Annotated in this window: 12 protein-coding genes and 1 pseudogene; 6 read left to right on the top strand and 7 right to left on the bottom strand. The window is 50.8% G+C overall.

Annotated elements, in window-relative coordinates:
- Positions 1-14: 14 nt before the first annotated feature.
- Positions 15-1,301: an AgmX/PglI C-terminal domain-containing protein gene (locus Q0W37_RS12070; protein WP_297701814.1), complete on the bottom strand. Its 1,287-nt coding sequence runs from the start codon at positions 1,299-1,301 to the stop codon at positions 15-17.
- Between the two features lie 35 nt (positions 1,302-1,336).
- On the bottom strand, positions 1,337-1,840 hold the full coding sequence (locus tag Q0W37_RS12075; protein ID WP_297701815.1) for a hypothetical protein: 504 nt from the start codon (positions 1,838-1,840) through the stop codon (positions 1,337-1,339).
- A gap of 349 nt (positions 1,841-2,189) precedes the next feature.
- Between Q0W37_RS12075 and Q0W37_RS12080 the strand changes: the two genes are divergently transcribed.
- On the top strand, positions 2,190-4,457 hold the full coding sequence (locus tag Q0W37_RS12080; protein ID WP_297701816.1) for a YgiQ family radical SAM protein: 2,268 nt from the start codon (positions 2,190-2,192) through the stop codon (positions 4,455-4,457).
- Between the two features lie 106 nt (positions 4,458-4,563).
- On the opposite strand, the gene Q0W37_RS12085 is transcribed toward Q0W37_RS12080, so the two are convergent.
- The 5 genes from Q0W37_RS12085 to pyrH form a co-directional block, all read right to left on the bottom strand.
- Entirely contained in the window at positions 4,564-5,445 is an 882-nt protein-coding gene (locus Q0W37_RS12085) for a phosphatidate cytidylyltransferase (RefSeq protein ID WP_297701817.1), read from the bottom strand.
- Positions 5,438-6,148: an isoprenyl transferase gene (locus Q0W37_RS12090; protein ID WP_297701818.1), complete on the bottom strand. Its 711-nt coding sequence runs from the start codon at positions 6,146-6,148 to the stop codon at positions 5,438-5,440. The genes Q0W37_RS12085 and Q0W37_RS12090 overlap by 8 nt, the downstream gene beginning before the upstream one ends.
- Positions 6,149-6,160: 12 nt before the next feature.
- Entirely contained in the window at positions 6,161-6,694 is a 534-nt protein-coding gene (gene frr / locus Q0W37_RS12095) for a ribosome recycling factor (protein WP_297701819.1), read from the bottom strand.
- Between the two features lie 228 nt (positions 6,695-6,922).
- Positions 6,923-8,371: a hypothetical protein gene (locus tag Q0W37_RS12100; protein WP_297701820.1), complete on the bottom strand. Its 1,449-nt coding sequence runs from the start codon at positions 8,369-8,371 to the stop codon at positions 6,923-6,925.
- Between the two features lie 173 nt (positions 8,372-8,544).
- The gene (gene pyrH, locus Q0W37_RS12105; protein WP_097020999.1) at positions 8,545-9,252 is read right to left on the bottom strand and encodes a UMP kinase; all 708 of its coding nucleotides are present in this window, start codon (positions 9,250-9,252) and stop codon (positions 8,545-8,547) included.
- A gap of 205 nt (positions 9,253-9,457) precedes the next feature.
- Between pyrH and Q0W37_RS12110 the strand changes: the two genes are divergently transcribed.
- From Q0W37_RS12110 to Q0W37_RS12130, 5 genes and pseudogenes are all read left to right on the top strand, one after another.
- Positions 9,458-11,368, top strand: coding sequence for a M6 family metalloprotease domain-containing protein (locus Q0W37_RS12110; RefSeq protein ID WP_297701821.1), 1,911 nt, complete (start codon positions 9,458-9,460; stop codon positions 11,366-11,368).
- A 192-nt stretch (positions 11,369-11,560) separates the two neighbouring features.
- Positions 11,561-12,694 (top strand): Rpn family recombination-promoting nuclease/putative transposase, encoded by a 1,134-nt coding sequence (locus Q0W37_RS12115; protein ID WP_297701822.1) that lies wholly within the window; start codon positions 11,561-11,563, stop codon positions 12,692-12,694.
- Between the two features lie 156 nt (positions 12,695-12,850).
- Positions 12,851-13,732 carry an electron transfer flavoprotein subunit beta/FixA family protein gene (locus Q0W37_RS12120; RefSeq protein WP_297701823.1) on the top strand — a complete coding sequence of 294 codons (882 nt, stop codon included), beginning with the start codon at positions 12,851-12,853 and terminating at the stop codon, positions 13,730-13,732.
- A gap of 3 nt (positions 13,733-13,735) precedes the next feature.
- On the top strand, positions 13,736-14,761 hold the full coding sequence (locus Q0W37_RS12125; RefSeq protein WP_072807905.1) for an electron transfer flavoprotein subunit alpha/FixB family protein: 1,026 nt from the start codon (positions 13,736-13,738) through the stop codon (positions 14,759-14,761).
- Positions 14,762-14,766: 5 nt separating this feature from the next.
- A pseudogene (locus Q0W37_RS12130) lies at positions 14,767-15,164 on the top strand (acyl-CoA dehydrogenase); the annotation flags it as partial.

Raw genomic sequence — 15,164 nt, forward strand, 5'->3', positions numbered from 1 at the left:
GATATACAGAAAATTTACTCTGAAAATGTAAACGGAATCGTAACGGTAGTGTTACCAGACTTCACCTTGCTGAACTTCCAGCGGCTTACAGCATTCTTGATTTCGTCATCAAATTCGCCGTAACCGGTCGTAGAAGAAGCAATGGAGATGCTGATGATTTCGCCACCCGGAGCGATCGTGAACTTCAAGGTAACCTTACCCTGGAAGCCCGGTTTCTTCTTCAGGAACTTGTTGTAGATGTGGCGGAGACCCGGAGTACGCTGACGCACAACCTTCATGATGTCTGCAGCGGAACGAGATCCACCACCGGCACCCATGTCGATATCGCGTTCTGACGGGGTCTTGACAGAGCCCTTTTCCCTGGTAGTGATACCGCCACCGCCGCAAAGGAGGCAAGCGAGTTCCTCATTTTCTTTGTTCTCCTTCTTTTCGGCGTAATCGAGGTTGAAGCCACCGTCAGCCTTAGGGCGGCTACGGCTCTTACCCGTCGTCTGGAGACCGGCAACGTCCTTCAAAACCTTGTCGATATCCTTAGCGAGCTTCTTAGTGAACTTCGGATTCTTCATCAGGTCGTATGCACGAAAAGAAGTGTCCTTCAGGACCCGTCGTCCAAGCAAACCTAACACCAATTTCATTTCCTTTACACCCATTTCATTATTATGATCTTCATCAGACGCATAAAAAAATCTCTTGAAGCCAGCCTCATAAATATAATCTACATCATATAACCCAACAAGAAGAATTTTGTCGTCCTTCCCAGACTTCTTAGCAACAGAATACAGCATCTTGGATTCATTAAACATCACCTCTCCAAATGTCAGCGGAGCGAGCACACTATTCTCAACATCCCAGGCAGACAAGGTTCGCGTAGAATTAGAGGCTGCCGTAGAAACCTTGCTGCCGGATTTTGGAGGTTTCAAATCCGTCGGAGGCCGTATGCCATTTTTTCCAAGACCTTCCGCCGCAAAAAAGTTACCCTCATTATCGACATAGGCACTATCAGGCACTCCTTTTTTGGTGGAATACCATGCCCACAGGATTCGCCCTTCATCTGTCGGAGTGTTTTTTACGACAGCGACGGCTCTACTATCGCCGTTACCGTTTTCTAAAAATTTTCTATAGTAAACTTTGCAATGATTTCCTGCGGCAAACGAAAAACGCAATTCGGGTTTATCATCAGAGCCAACATTTTTGCCATACACTGTAGGCACGTCCTTCCACTCGGCCAACTCTGACCTATAGCAATCATCTGCAAATGAAAAACCGCATACCAAAAGCAGCAGTAAAACGTTTTTTTTCATAAATCCTCTTTCCTGAATTACGTTGTTTGAAATTTTCACTTCGTTTCACTAGCATCAAGCAACAGTTTATAAGGATGAGCATCCCTATTCCCCTTAACAACATCGTCTAACAGGAACTTCAGATATTCCTGGATTTCATCATTTTTAAGGGAATGTTCTAAAACATAGTCATAGAATTGGAAATATTTCTCACTGATAATTTTTTTCTTTTTTAGCAGCAAAAAATTAGAGAGGGTCGTGAGTGCATAATCCGTTTTTCTTTCATTTTCAGGATTATTAAAAACGCCAACCCTTTTTCCGTTTTCACAAAAAACGGAGAAACCGACGCTACCCTCGCGTTCAATCATATGGATGAAGTCCGCAATATCCTTGTCCTTCATTATGGAACTCGAAAATTTTTCCGTGTATTTTATCTGGAGTTGCTTTTTTTGTCCAATCCACTGTTGTATGGCAAAGACAAATCCCGCTATGACCGCTATTTTTTCACCATAGTCAAGGAACAACGGAAAACAATCCTTGCAACAATTCATAAAATTCATCAGCACATCCTATAATGTTAATTTTCTTACACCAAATGTAAACAAAAAAAAACAATGTCAAGTGTTTTTGCGAAAAAAGCCTTTTTTTGGCGAAATTTTTACAAAAAGAGACAGCGCGAGGGTCTCAAAAAGCCAAATGTTGGAAAAGGCAACAAAAATGCCTAAAATTATATTGGAAAAGGTAACACAATTTACTACAAAGTAATAAAAATATGGTGTTTTTGATTAAAAATCAACGAAAATGAGATTTTAGTCAAAATCAAATTTTTTCCTTAGATCAAATATGGATTGCCGCGTCGCCTACGGCTCCTCGCAACGACTTAAAAGCTTATTTTCTAAATTACCTCTTATGTACGATCCGCGCTTTTTACCCATCTGCAAAGAAGACCTGGAGGAACTCGGCTGGGACTATGTCGATGTGATTATCATTAGCGCGGACGCCTACGTGGACCACCCTTGCTTTGGGCATGCCGTGGTCGGTCGCCTTTTCGAGCATGAAGGCCTGCGCGTAGCAATCCTTCCGCAGCCGAACTGGCGCGATGACTTGCGCGACTTTAAGAAGCTGGGCCGCCCGCGAATGTTCTTCGCGATTTCGAGCGGCATGGATTCCATGGTGAACCACTACACCGCCGCCAAGCGCCTCCGCAGCGACGACGCCTTTACGCCCGGCAACAAGGCAGGGTTCCGCCCGGATTACGCAACTTACACCTACGCGAAGATTTTAAAGAAGCTCTACCCCGATGTTCCGCTGCTGATTGGCGGACTTGAATCGAGCCTGCGCCGCGTGACGCATTACGACTACTGGAGCGACAGACTTAAGCCTAGCATCCTTTTCGATACGCAAGCCGACATTCTCGTGTACGGCATGGGCGAAAAACCGCTCAAGGAAATCGTGCGACTCCTGAAGAAAGGCGTACCGTTCTCCAGTTTGCATTCCGTGCCGCAAACAGCCTACCTCGCGCCCAAGGGACAAATTCCTACGACCAAGCAGTGGGAAGACCTGCGCCTTTATAGTTACGAGGAATGCCTCGCCAACAAACGCAATCAAATCGAGAACTGCCGCAGGGTGGACATCGAATGCAACAAGTGGTTCCAGCGCCGCATCCTGCAAGATGTCGCGGAACAGACCGTGGTAATTAACCCCGCGTACCCGCCGCTCGAATACGGCGAACTCGACGAAAGTTTTGAATACCCCTACGCCCGCGAACCGCACCCGCGTTACAGAAAGCGCGGCAACGTGCCTGCGTTCGACATGATCAAGTTCAGCATCAACACTCACCGAGGCTGTTTTGGCGGTTGCAGTTTTTGCGCCATCAACGCACACCAGGGCAAATTCATCGCGAGCCGTAGCCGCGAAAGCATTCTGCGCGAAGTCGATTTGATTACGAAGATGGACGGATTCGCCGGCACCATCACCGATTTGGGCGGCCCGAGCGCCAATATGTACAACATGCGTGGCCGCGACCCGAGCCGTTGCCAAAAGTGCGCACGCCCCAGTTGCCTCACGCCGAAAGTCTGCGACAACATGGACACGCATCACCACGAGCTCCTGGAACTTTACCGCGAAGTGCGCAACCACCCGAAGGTGAAGCACCTGTTCATTGGAAGCGGCGTGCGTTACGACATGCTGCTGCAAGAAACCGACGACAAAGAACTGATCCGCGACCACGAAGAATACGCCCGCGAACTCATCGACTACCATGTGAGCGGGCGCCTGAAGGTGGCCCCGGAACATACCAGCGACGCAGTCCTTAAGCTGATGCGCAAGCCGAGCTTTACGCTGTTCCATAAGTTCAAGGAATTCTTCGACGACGAATGCAAGCGCATCGGCAAAAAACAGCAGATTATCCCCTACTTTATCAGTAGCCATCCGGGCTGTACCGAAGCCGACATGGCGGAACTGGCCCTGGAGACAAAGCAGTTGGGGTTCCAGCTGGAACAGGTTCAGGACTTTACGCCTACGCCCATGACCATCGCGACGGAGATGTTCTATTCCGAAATGACTCCCGATGGAAAGCCTCTTTACGTGGCGAAAACTCCGGAGCAAAAGAAAAGCCAAAGGCAATTCTTCTTCTGGTACATTCCGGAGAACCGCCCGCAGATCCGCGCCACCCTGGAGCGCCTCAAGCTGGGCAAGATCGGGCGCCTGCTCTTAAGCCGCAGCGCAAAGGCCGAAGGCAAGGAATTCTTCCCGAGCAAGGAGCGCGAAGAAAACGAAGTCTACCGCCAGCGCGAACAGCAGAAACGCGAGCAACGGGCCGTCACCATCGTGCCGCAGAAATCCGGCGACAAGGGCCGCTGGGAAAACTCCGCCCGCAAGGAACGCCGCGCCGCATTATTCGGAAACAATGGAAGTGGCGAGCCGCGCAACGACAGGCGCGAAGGTCACCGCGACTTCCGTGACAACAACCGCAACAGCAATTTCGGCAACGGTGAGCGCAAGAGTTTCCACAGCGACCGCAAATTCAACCGCGATCAGAATCGCGACTCGCAAAGCAATCGGAATTTCCGCGACAACCGCAACAACCAGCGCGGCAACAACCAGCGCGGAGGCAATTCAAGCGGCGGCAAGAACAATTCGCCGGTGCAGTTCACCTCGTTCAAACGAGGCCGCTGATTCTTGCACCTCGACAAGCGGCATTTCAAGAATCTGCATTTCAACAGAAAAGGCGGCTTCCAAGTACTGGAGAGCCGCCTTTTTTAAACTTATTTGACTTCGCTAATTACGCAAGCTTCTGGAAGAAATCCATCAGCAAGTAGAGAGCGGGGGCTGCGAGGTAGAAAGAATCGCAGCGGTCGAGGACTCCACCGTGACCGACAAACAAGTTGCCGGAATCCTTGGTACCGCTCCAACGCTTGAGCGCAGACATCAGAAGGTCGCCCACCTGACCCGCAACAGTCACCAAGAGGCCAAGGCCTATCGCCTTCGCCCAGTCGATATTCACGTTAAAGCAACCGAGAGCGGCGCTGCACTTTGCCCAGTAGGCAACCCATGCTACCGTCGCAATGGAACCCGCAACAGAACCTTCCCAGGTCTTTTTCGGGCTGATGCTCGGCGCAAACAGATGACGACCAAAGGGGCCCTTGCCCGCAGCGAACTTTCCGAAGAAATACGCCACCGTGTCGCAGAGCCAAACGCCTGTCATCACCAGGATAAACGGATAGCAATGTTCAAAGCCCTGACCGTTCCCCATCATGAGCACGTTCATGCCACCCCAGAGGCCCACGTAAAGCGGGGCACCGAGCTGCATCACGAGCCACGGGAACAAGTGATCGATTTCCACCTTCGCGTAGGCCAAGCCAATGTAGATTGCAAAAATCACGAGGAAAGTCATGCCCACCACGTACGGCACGGCAGGCATACCAAAGTAACCGCCCTTGGAAAGCGCCCACGCGAGCGTCAAGGCTAAGGATGCCGCAAACGAAAGGTAACGGGTATCGGGGCCCTTGTACATCTTGGAGGCCATGCCCGCCCATTCCCAGGCGCCCACGCCCGCGATAAAGCACATCAGGCCAATGCGGCTGAAGTCGTTAAACCACAGCAAGAAAAATACAATCGGAATGGCGATAAACGCCGTGATCAATCGCTGCGCAAGATTACTCATGCAACACCTTCCCAAAACGTCTTTCACGAGTATTGAAGAACTCGACAGCCTTCAGGAACTCTTCCTTGGTAAAGTCGGGCCAAAGCGTATCCGTTACATAGAACTCGCTATAGGCGGCCTGCCAAAGCAGATAGTTCGAAAGCCTAAACTCTCCACCCGTACGAATCACGAGATCCGGATCGGGCGCTCCCTTTAAATAAAGATTCTTTGCGAATAAAGTCTCGTCGATGTCTTCGGTCTTGAGCGTACCCGCCGCCACCTGGGCTGCAATCGCCTTCGTGGCATCCACGATTTCCTGACGGCCACCGTAAGAGATCGCAAGGTTCAGCTGCATGCCCGTATTGTTCGCCGTCTTGTCGATAGCGGACTGGAGACTTGTACGCGGCTTGTCAGGCAAACGGTTCATGTTACCGATGACCGTAAGCTTCACGTTCTTTTCCATAAGGTCGGGAATTTCCTTGACGACCATCTCGATCAGGAGATTCATCAGGTAATCCACTTCCTTGGAGGGGCGGCCCCAGTTCTCGGAGCTGAACACGTAAAGTGTCATGTGTTCGAGCTTAAGGTTTACGCCCACCTCGACTGCATCGATAGTCGCCTGGGTGCCCCTGCGGTGCCCCAGGAAACGTTCGAGACCTCGGCTGCGGGCCCAGCGCCCGTTGCCGTCCATAATGATGGCGACATGTCTAAGCTGATTTGCCACGCAAACCCCGGACTACACCTTGAGGATGTCCGCTTCCTTTTCGGCAAGCAGACGGTCGATTTCGGCGATAGCCTTGTCGGTTGCCTTCTGGATTTCGTCCTGCTGTTTCTTGACTTCGTCTTCGGGCATTTCCTTGTTCTTCTTGAGGGCGTCGTTGGCATCGCGGCGAATGTTGCGGATTGCCACGCGGCCTTCTTCGGCATGCTTACGGGCGATCTTCGCGAGTTCCTGGCGGCGTTCCGTCGTAAGAATCGGAAGGCTCACGCGGATGCAGTTGCCGTCTTTCATCGGGGTAAGGCCTATGTTTGCAGCAAGGATAGCCTTGTCGATCGGGTCGACCATGGTCTTTTCCCACGGGGAAACGAGCAACATGCGCGGTTCGGGCACAGAAATCTTTGCCACCTGAGAAATCGGGGTCGGGGTGCCGTAATAGTCGATACGTACGTCGTTCAGGATAGCGGGGCTAGCCTGGCCAGCACGGATCTTGGAAAATTCACGTTCGGTGGCCTCGATGGCCTTGCTCATTTTGTCGGTATATTCGGACATAAATAGATTTCAGGTTACAGGTTAAAGGTTTTAGTTATTTCTTCTAGAGAAGAAATATACATAAAAGAGGGGCGGGTATTACAATTTCTTCCTATTAAAAATGCAAAAATGCCCCCGCAAGGTAGGGACAATAAGCGCCGCGAACGCATCGACTCGTCAAAAATAAGAAAAAAGCACTATTCCTTTTTTGGAATAGTGCCTTTTAGATTTTTTGCGTTACTTTAGATGTTATTCAGCAACCTTGTCAGCCTGTTCATCGTCATACAGACCGGCAAGAGACTGGAAGTACTGCAACAGCTGGCGGATAACAACGATGGTTTCCTGCATCGGATCGGCAGCGTGGTCGATGATGTTGATGCCGTATTCGATAGACTTCTGATCCAGGACTTCAACCAGCGGGACATAGCCTTCGTCCTTGTTGAACTGCAGAGCCGGCATCGTCCAGAAGTCAACACCGAACTGCACCGTTTCGAACTGCACCGGGATTTCCTTCTTCAGTTGCGTTGCGGTAAGGCTTACAGTCACCAGCTTGTTCACCTGCTTGGTGTAGTTTTCGATGGTCTTTTCGTCGGCATAGTCGCGACGTGCATCTGCGAGGGCCTGCTGAGCCTTCACGAGCTTGTCGCAATCAGACACCTTCAGAGAAATGGCCAAGTCATCCATAAAGACCAACGACATCGAGTCGATGGAATTGCCGGAAATTGCAGCAGTGAACACGTCTACGAGGCTGCTGCTATTGGTCATATCGGACAAGTCGACTTCATCCTTGCTATCCCTGCTATTTTCAACATAGAGGGACACCACCTTCTTCTTGTTGTGTTCGAAATCGAACTTGGAACCGGCCTTATGCTTCGACGGATCCTGGCCGATTGCAAAATAAACCTTGGTAACATCACCAGGAATTTTTGTGCCGTCGTCAAGATTAACCGCCTTGAGGTTGGATTCCACTTCACCAACAATGTTGAAGGCTGTCGTCATCCTGTCCATGAATTCAGACTTGCCACTCAACTCGAACTGGTTTTCGAAGCTACCAGAGAAGAGGGTTTCCCACTTTTTCTCAGGCTTGGCCTGAATCGAGAAGGATACCTTCGTGGGGACTTCGGCCACAACGGCAAGACCATTTTCGGTAGAATGGACCTTGTCAATGAACTTAACCTTATCACCACCAGTCTTTAAGGTGAGCTTCAAGGATTCCTTTTCAAGCTTCTGGGTCTTCAGGTTCCACGAAGGAAGCAAAAGTTCAAAGTTATCGGCCTTCTTGACCGTAAACTCGAGATTTTCATCCATGGTAAAGCGGTAATTGAAGTCACTCAAATCTGCCGTTGCCACATACTGGTAACCCATTTTACCCAGTTCGCTCTTCGCCTTTACAGGTTCGATGCCTTCCAATATTTTTGCGCTGAAAGTCCTTGACACCACATTGTCGGCATCCGGGTTATTGAGCACATACTGGTTGAAGTTTGTATTCAGTATATTAGCAAATTCCCAGGAACCGAAATTCAAGTTTTCAGCAACTTCCTTGAGGTTTGCACGAGTGTTTTCAACAAAGGCGGCGCGTTCTTCACTCACCTTCGGTTCTTCCGGGGCGCTACTCGACGAACTGTCGTCGGAACAGGCGGTAAACAGAGCTCCCCCACAGACCAGGGACGTTGCGAGCATCCATTGCGTTTTTTTCATATTTTCTCCTTGATTAAGTGAACTTTCGTTTACAAAGAGTTAAGATAATATATTTGTCACTAAAACGTATCGTTATTTTTGTAAACTTTACTTTACAAATAAAAAATCCCGGCTTTCTTTGCCAGGATTTCCTTAATAGCGGGCCATAGACGACGCCCGCCCTTGAGCAATTTTTAGCAGTGGACCAGCGTACCGAGGTCGCCGTTGATAGCGGCGCGGGTGAGGTTTCCCTTTTCCATCTTGAACACGAAGATAGGCATGTTGTTTTCCATGCAGAGGGCGACTGCTGCGGTGTCCATAACCTTGAGGCCGCGGGAAATGACTTCCTTGTAGCTGATATCGTCGAAGCGGGTTGCCGTCGGATCCTTGACCGGGTCTGCGGTGTAGATGCCATCGACCTTGGTCGCCTTCATGATGACGTCACATTCGCTTTCGATAGCGCGGAGAGCAGCGCAGCTGTCTGTCGTGAAGAAGGGGTTACCCGTACCCGCAGAGAAGATCACCACGGAACCCGCAGAGAGGAGCTTGAGCGCCTTGCGACGGTCGAAGAATTCGCAGACCGGTTCCATGCGGATGGCCGACATCACCACGGAGTCAATGCCCTGCTTGTCGAGAGCGTCCTGCATGGCAAGGCCGTTCATCACGGTGCCGAGCATGCCCATAGCATCGCCCTGGGCACGGTTCATGCCGCCTGCAGAAGCGGAAATGCCGCGAACGAGGTTACCACCACCGATCACGAGCGCAACCTGTACGCCCTGCTTGACGATGGATGCGATTTCGGAGGCCATGTCAGAAAGAATCTGGTTGTCGATGCCGTGGCCCTTTTCGCCTGCGAGGGCTTCGCCACTGAGCTTGAGAAGAATGCGTTTGAATTTGGACATAATTATTCACCGGTTAAAAGTTTGTGCGTCAGAGCGCGATTATCTAGTCGGATAATTTAAAAATATTTAACAGAGAGAGAAAATGAAGCACCCACATTTTCCGCCAATTCGGCCAATTATGTTTCTTGTGATTTTTTCGATACAATGCAGCTCTCTTTTTAAAATGAATGTATTTTACCCAAAGGTGTCAATCTAGGATGTTTTCATGAAAACCAAACTTTTGCCGTTGGGCGTTTTACTACTTGCGCTCCCCACGATGCTTTTCGCCGACATCGTGTACCAGGGGAAAAGAGTCCAGGCCTGGCCCGAAGAAGCCACGCCCAAATACAACAATAAATCCCGTGTTCTCCTGAAAACAACTGCAACCACAACGCAAAGCCATTTCGCCGCACCCAAAGGCAAAATCCACAGCCTGACGCTACTCGTCGACTTTTCGGATGAACCGGCTCCCGTCACCATAAGCGAGGTCGAAGACTGGCTAAACAAGGAAGGATTCAATCGAGACGGCTGCAACGGTTCCGTGCGCGACTACTATCTAGACATATCAAACGGACAGCTGGACCTCACCAACGAAGTCTTCGGCTGGTACCGAGCAAAACATCCCAAATCCTGGTACGACAGCCCCGACAGAATCGTAAATGGGGCCGATTACGCCGCTTCCGACACTCTTGCAAAAGAAGTCTTCGACTATTTCGATTCACAGGTTGATTTTTCTCGTTACGACAATGACAAGGACGGCGTCACCGAAGCAATCAACATTGTGTATGCAGGCGCCGGGAAAACACATGGAATGGGCATATGGCCGCACTCAGGATGGTCCAATATCGTCAAGGACGGTGTTCGCCTCACGCATCATCAAATGACGGACATGCCAGGCAAATTTTCGCTGTATGTCTTTGTGCACGAAAGCGGCCACATGATTTTTGGTTGGCCAGACCTCTACTGGTACGGCGACTACTGCACCATGGGTAACCGCGCGAACGACTGGAACCCCGTAGCCATAAACGATTTCTACCGCGCAGACCAGGGATGGATTCCGTTTGTTGACATCACCAGCGAAGATGTAAATAACATAACCTCCCTCGAAGTCACCAAGCCAGGCGAAGTCTGTTACCGTTACAAGAACCCCGCAAGGCCCGACAAGGAAGGACTCGTCTGGTCCTACGTGCGCAACACGGGTCGCGATAAAGTTCTCAAGGGCAGCGGCCTCCTGATGCAGCACTACGACTTTTCCATAGCAGGCAACACTGCTTCGAACAAACTTGAAATGAGAATCGTCCGCGCCAATCACACAGAGCCTTCCCTCAACGGCGATGATGATAAATGGCCTAGCCCGGGCAGCACCGCAACCGCATTTTTCAAGAGCGGAACCTACCCCGAATTTTCGGACGAAACCTACCCCGCCATCACTTGGTACAATGGTTCCAAAACGGGACTCAAGATTACCGACATCGGAACGCCCGGCGAAACTCTCTCATTCTGCATCGGTGAAAACTGCACCGAGCCCTCGTCCAGTTCGTCTGCACAAGAAAGTTCCAGCAGCACCGCAGAACTCACCGTTCAAAAAATCGCACTTGACGTAACACTTCCGCTAGACAACAACTACGCTTACGAGACACTCGACCTGAAAGGCAGCGAAGTCGCCCAGATTTTAGGCATCAAGCAAAGTGAAATTGAAGATAAAGCAACTTTCTACGGAGTGGAACCCGACGGAACGCTCAACAGCCGCACTACCGGCGAAGGCACCGGACACTGGTTTGATAAAGACGGCAAGATTGTCGCCTGGGACCCGAACGGCACCAGCATGGTTTATTCCAACGTGGACCTTGTCACCATGACCTCCAAAATCGGCCACATGCCGAACAAAGTAAAGTCAGGCGATTCGTTCACCATAAGGCAGGCCCTCGTTTACGGAAGCAAGCAGGTCACCTTCGAAATCAAGGTAACGATAAACGAAAATGGAACCACTAAAATCATCTCGAATTTAGGGATCGCCAAGCACGGCAAGCCCGGAAGCCAAATCTTCAACGCCCTCGGCAAACCCGTCGGCACCCGAAACGCAGCCGGAGAACTCCCCAACCTGCCCAAGGGCATTTATGTGGAAGTCGTGAAGTAGGAAAATTTAGATTCTAAAAACATTTCATCACAAAGGTTCTGCAACAATGCAGGACCTTTTTATTTGACTCCGTTGCATAACGGAGCATTTTCATTCGTTAAAATCTTTTTACCCACAAAAGTCGCTGCATCAGGTTGAAAAAAGCGTGTATAGAGATAGGAACATCCCCAAAACTTAACTTTAAGGACTTTTATGTACACGCAAAAGAAAAAATGTGTTGATCCAATTTTAGAGCTGCTAGGACTCGGACATTTATATCATGGCAAGCATCCGCTAGTATGGATTCCAGACTTATACCCAAAAGACAAAGAAACCTTGAAGCAGCCGACCATAACGGAGCATGCAAAGCCAAGTAATCCAGACTCAAATTGCGTTCGTGAAAAAAATGCCCCTTATGGCGTGGGACACAAATCAAACGAACCAGAAGTAAACGAAGAAGTGGACCTTTCCCAGTATTTCGTTGAAGCCGGCGAGGAAGGACCATACGCAAGCCTTTTGACAGACATTACGTTCAAAAAAGCCTTTTCACCCGACACGGAGCAAGGGAAAGCAAATCTTTTGAACCTGCTGAACGACATGCTCAAAGGCCAAATCAAGCATCGCATCACCGACGTGGCCTCGCAACAATCAGAGTTGAATGATTCTGGAAGCAAGGAATCGAAGACCTCCATTTTTGATTTACACTGCCGAGACGAAAGGAACGAACAAATCGATGTGGAAGTACAAATCCGTAAAAAGAAGAACTTCCTGAAAAGACTCGTTTTCTATTCAAGCCAAATGATCGTGCAACAAGGTTTGCCTGGCCGCAAGTGGAACTACAATGTCAAGCCGTCTTTTATTATCGCGATTACAAAGCACAAAATATTCAAGAAAGACAATCTGCCGATACACCGAGCCGGCATCTGGGATTACACTACGGGGAAGCAACTAGTTGATTGCATGAACTTCACTATCGTAGAATTGCCGAAAATCAAGAAAAAGATCAATAATAGGGATTCAGAAGTTACCAAGTGGATGTTCACCCTACGCTATTTGAACAATCTCAAGGGTCTGCCACCAGCCTTAAACATGGGAAAGTTCAAGGGGTTGCTTGAATTCGCCAAAATATCTAGATTCAGTAAAGAAGAACTTGAAAGGTACAGGTACGCTATGCACATGGAATGGGACGACTACGCCGAGGAAGAAGCCTTTATTGAGGATCATCCTAAGTTCATCAAGAAGATCGAAAAAGAAGCTGTGGCAAAAACAATCCGAACAATAGAGCGGATGCTTAAAAAGGGTGCGTCTATGGAAAAAATCCGCACTTCTTTTGGTGTAGCTAAATAAAAATAGCCTCCCAACCTCGCTTATTACAAAATAATTATCATTTTCTTACTCTATGCTAACGGGAGCATAGCGAAGATCACAGCACTCTCCGCTTCTTTATAATTGCTATCTTATACCCTATCTAAACATTAACCGTATATTCAATAGTTAGGAAATATGAGTCTTAAAATCGTTGTGCTTGCTAAGCAAGTACCTGATACACGAAACGTGGGCCCCGATGCCATGACGGAGCAGGGAACCATCAATCGTGCCGCATTGCCCGCGGTCTTCAACCCCGAAGACCTGAACGCCCTGGAGCAAGCCCTTCGTTTGAAGGACCAGTTCCCGGGTTCCACCATCTCTGTGCTGACGATGGGTCTCCCGAAGTCTGCCGAAGTCGTCCGCGAAGCTCTGTACCGCGGTGCCGACTGCGGTTACGTGATTACGGACCGTTCCCTCGGCGGCGCTGACACGCTCGCTACCAGCTACACGCTCGCCCAGGCCGTCAAGAAGGTCGGCGACTACGACATCATCCTCGGTGGCCGCCAGGCTATCGACGGCGATACCGCACAGGTCGGTCCGCAGATTGCAGAAAAGCTCGGACTTACGCAGGTGACCTACGCCGAAGAAATTCTCTCCCTCGACGAAAAGGCCCGTAAGGTCGTGATCCGCCGCCACATCGACGGTGGTGTGGAAACGGTGGAAGCACCGCTCCCGCTGGTCGTGACCGTGAACGGAAGTGCGGCCCCGTGCCGTCCGCGCAACGCAAAGCGCCTCATGAAGTTCAAGAACGCGACGGTGGTTGCCGAACGCAAGCCGGAAGATGCCGAAAAGTACGAAGCCCTCATCGCGAAGAAGCCCTACCTGAACATTCCGCAGTGGGGTGCCGCCGACATCGACGCAGACCCTGCCCAGATCGGTAAGGCCGGTTCTCCGACGAACGTGAAGGCTGTCAAGAACATCGTGTTCAAGGCGAAGGAAAGCCGCACGCTCACCGCAAGCGACGCCGACGTCGAAGGACTTATCAAGGAACTTTTAGACGGGAAGATTATTGGCTAGCCTATGAATAACGTATTTGTATATTGCGAAATTGAGGGCACGACCGTTGTCGATGTTTCCCTCGAACTTTTGTCCAAGGGCCGCAAGCTCGCCAACACGCTCGGCGTTCAGCTCGAATGCATCTGCGCAGGCAAGGGCCTCGACGGAATTGAAAAGCAGGTGTTCCCCTACGGTGTGGACAAGGTCCATGTGTTTGATGCCGAAGGGCTCTTCCCCTACACCACCAACCCGCACGCTTCTCTCGTGGTGAACCTCTTCAAGGAAGAGCAGCCGCAGATTTGCCTGCTCGGTGCAACGGTGATTGGCCGTGACTTAGGCCCGCGTATTTCCAGCGCCATGCACAGCGGCCTTACCGCCGACTGTACCGAACTCGAAATCGACAGCTTCGAAATGAGCATCGGTGGCGTGAAGAAGTTCTACGAAAACCAGCTCTGCCAGATCCGTCCGGCATTCGGCGGCAACATCGTCGCTACCATCGTGAACCCGGAACACCGCCCGCAGATGGCGACGGTGCGCGAAGGCGTGATGAAGAAGGAAATCGTGGACCCGAACTACAAGGGCGAAGTCATCAAGCACGACGTGGCCAAGTACGTGCCGGAAACGGAATACGTGGTCAAGGTGCTGGAACGCCATGTGGAAAAGGCCAAGCACAACCTCAAGGGCGCACCCATCGTGGTGGCCGGTGGTTACGGCATGGGCTCCAAGGAAAACTTCGACATGCTGTTCGAACTGGCGAAGGAACTCCACGCCGAAGTGGGCGCAAGCCGTGCCGCTATCGACGCGGGCTTTGCCGATCATGACCGCCAGATTGGCCAGACCGGCGTGACCGTACGCCCGAAGGTGTATATCGCCTGCGGTATTTCCGGCCAGATTCAGCACCTCGCCGGCATGCAGGATTCAGGAATCATCATCTCCGTGAACTCCGACCCCGACGCCCCGATCAACGCTATCGCTGACTACGTGATCAACGGCACCGTCGAAGAGGTCATCCCGAAGATGATCAAGTATTACAAGGCAAACAACAAGTAGGCGTTATGGCGAATTTTTACACAGACCATCCAGAGATTAAGTTCAACCTTGAAAGCTCTCCTTTGATGCAGCGCATCGTGGAGCTCAAGGAAAACGGCTACGCCGACAAGGACAGCTTTGACTACGCGCCGGAAGACTACGCCGACGCGATAGACAGCTACAACCGCGTGCTCGAAGTCGCAGGCGACATCACCGCGAACACCATCTTCCCGAACTCGGAAGACGTGGACGCCGAAGGCCCCCACTGCGAAGACGGCCGCGTGCGCTACGCAAGCAAGACCTACGAGAACCTGGAAGCCACCCGCAAGGCTGGCCTCAATGGCGTGACCATGCCGCGCCGCTTCGGCGGTCTCAACTTCCCGATTACCGCCTACACGGCCATCAACGAAATGATCGCCTCTGC

It is taken from the genome of uncultured Fibrobacter sp. (assembly GCF_947166265.1).
Classification (GTDB): Bacteria; Fibrobacterota; Fibrobacteria; order Fibrobacterales; family Fibrobacteraceae; genus Fibrobacter.

What these genes read in the sequence shown, in the direction of transcription:
- Q0W37_RS12070 (WP_297701814.1), bottom strand. Translation starts at nt 1,301, where the DNA reads ATGAAAAAAAACGTTTTACTGCTGCTTTTGGTATGCGGTTTTTCATTT.
- Q0W37_RS12075 (WP_297701815.1), bottom strand. Translation starts at nt 1,840, where the DNA reads ATGAATTTTATGAATTGTTGCAAGGATTGTTTTCCGTTGTTCCTTGAC.
- Q0W37_RS12080 (WP_297701816.1), top strand. Translation starts at nt 2,190, where the DNA reads ATGTACGATCCGCGCTTTTTACCCATCTGCAAAGAAGACCTGGAGGAA.
- Q0W37_RS12085 (WP_297701817.1), bottom strand. Translation starts at nt 5,445, where the DNA reads ATGAGTAATCTTGCGCAGCGATTGATCACGGCGTTTATCGCCATTCCG.
- frr (WP_297701819.1), bottom strand. Translation starts at nt 6,694, where the DNA reads ATGTCCGAATATACCGACAAAATGAGCAAGGCCATCGAGGCCACCGAA.
- Q0W37_RS12100 (WP_297701820.1), bottom strand. Translation starts at nt 8,371, where the DNA reads ATGAAAAAAACGCAATGGATGCTCGCAACGTCCCTGGTCTGTGGGGGA.
- pyrH (WP_097020999.1), bottom strand. Translation starts at nt 9,252, where the DNA reads ATGTCCAAATTCAAACGCATTCTTCTCAAGCTCAGTGGCGAAGCCCTC.
- Q0W37_RS12110 (WP_297701821.1), top strand. Translation starts at nt 9,458, where the DNA reads ATGAAAACCAAACTTTTGCCGTTGGGCGTTTTACTACTTGCGCTCCCC.
- Q0W37_RS12115 (WP_297701822.1), top strand. Translation starts at nt 11,561, where the DNA reads ATGTACACGCAAAAGAAAAAATGTGTTGATCCAATTTTAGAGCTGCTA.
- Q0W37_RS12120 (WP_297701823.1), top strand. Translation starts at nt 12,851, where the DNA reads ATGAGTCTTAAAATCGTTGTGCTTGCTAAGCAAGTACCTGATACACGA.
- Q0W37_RS12125 (WP_072807905.1), top strand. Translation starts at nt 13,736, where the DNA reads ATGAATAACGTATTTGTATATTGCGAAATTGAGGGCACGACCGTTGTC.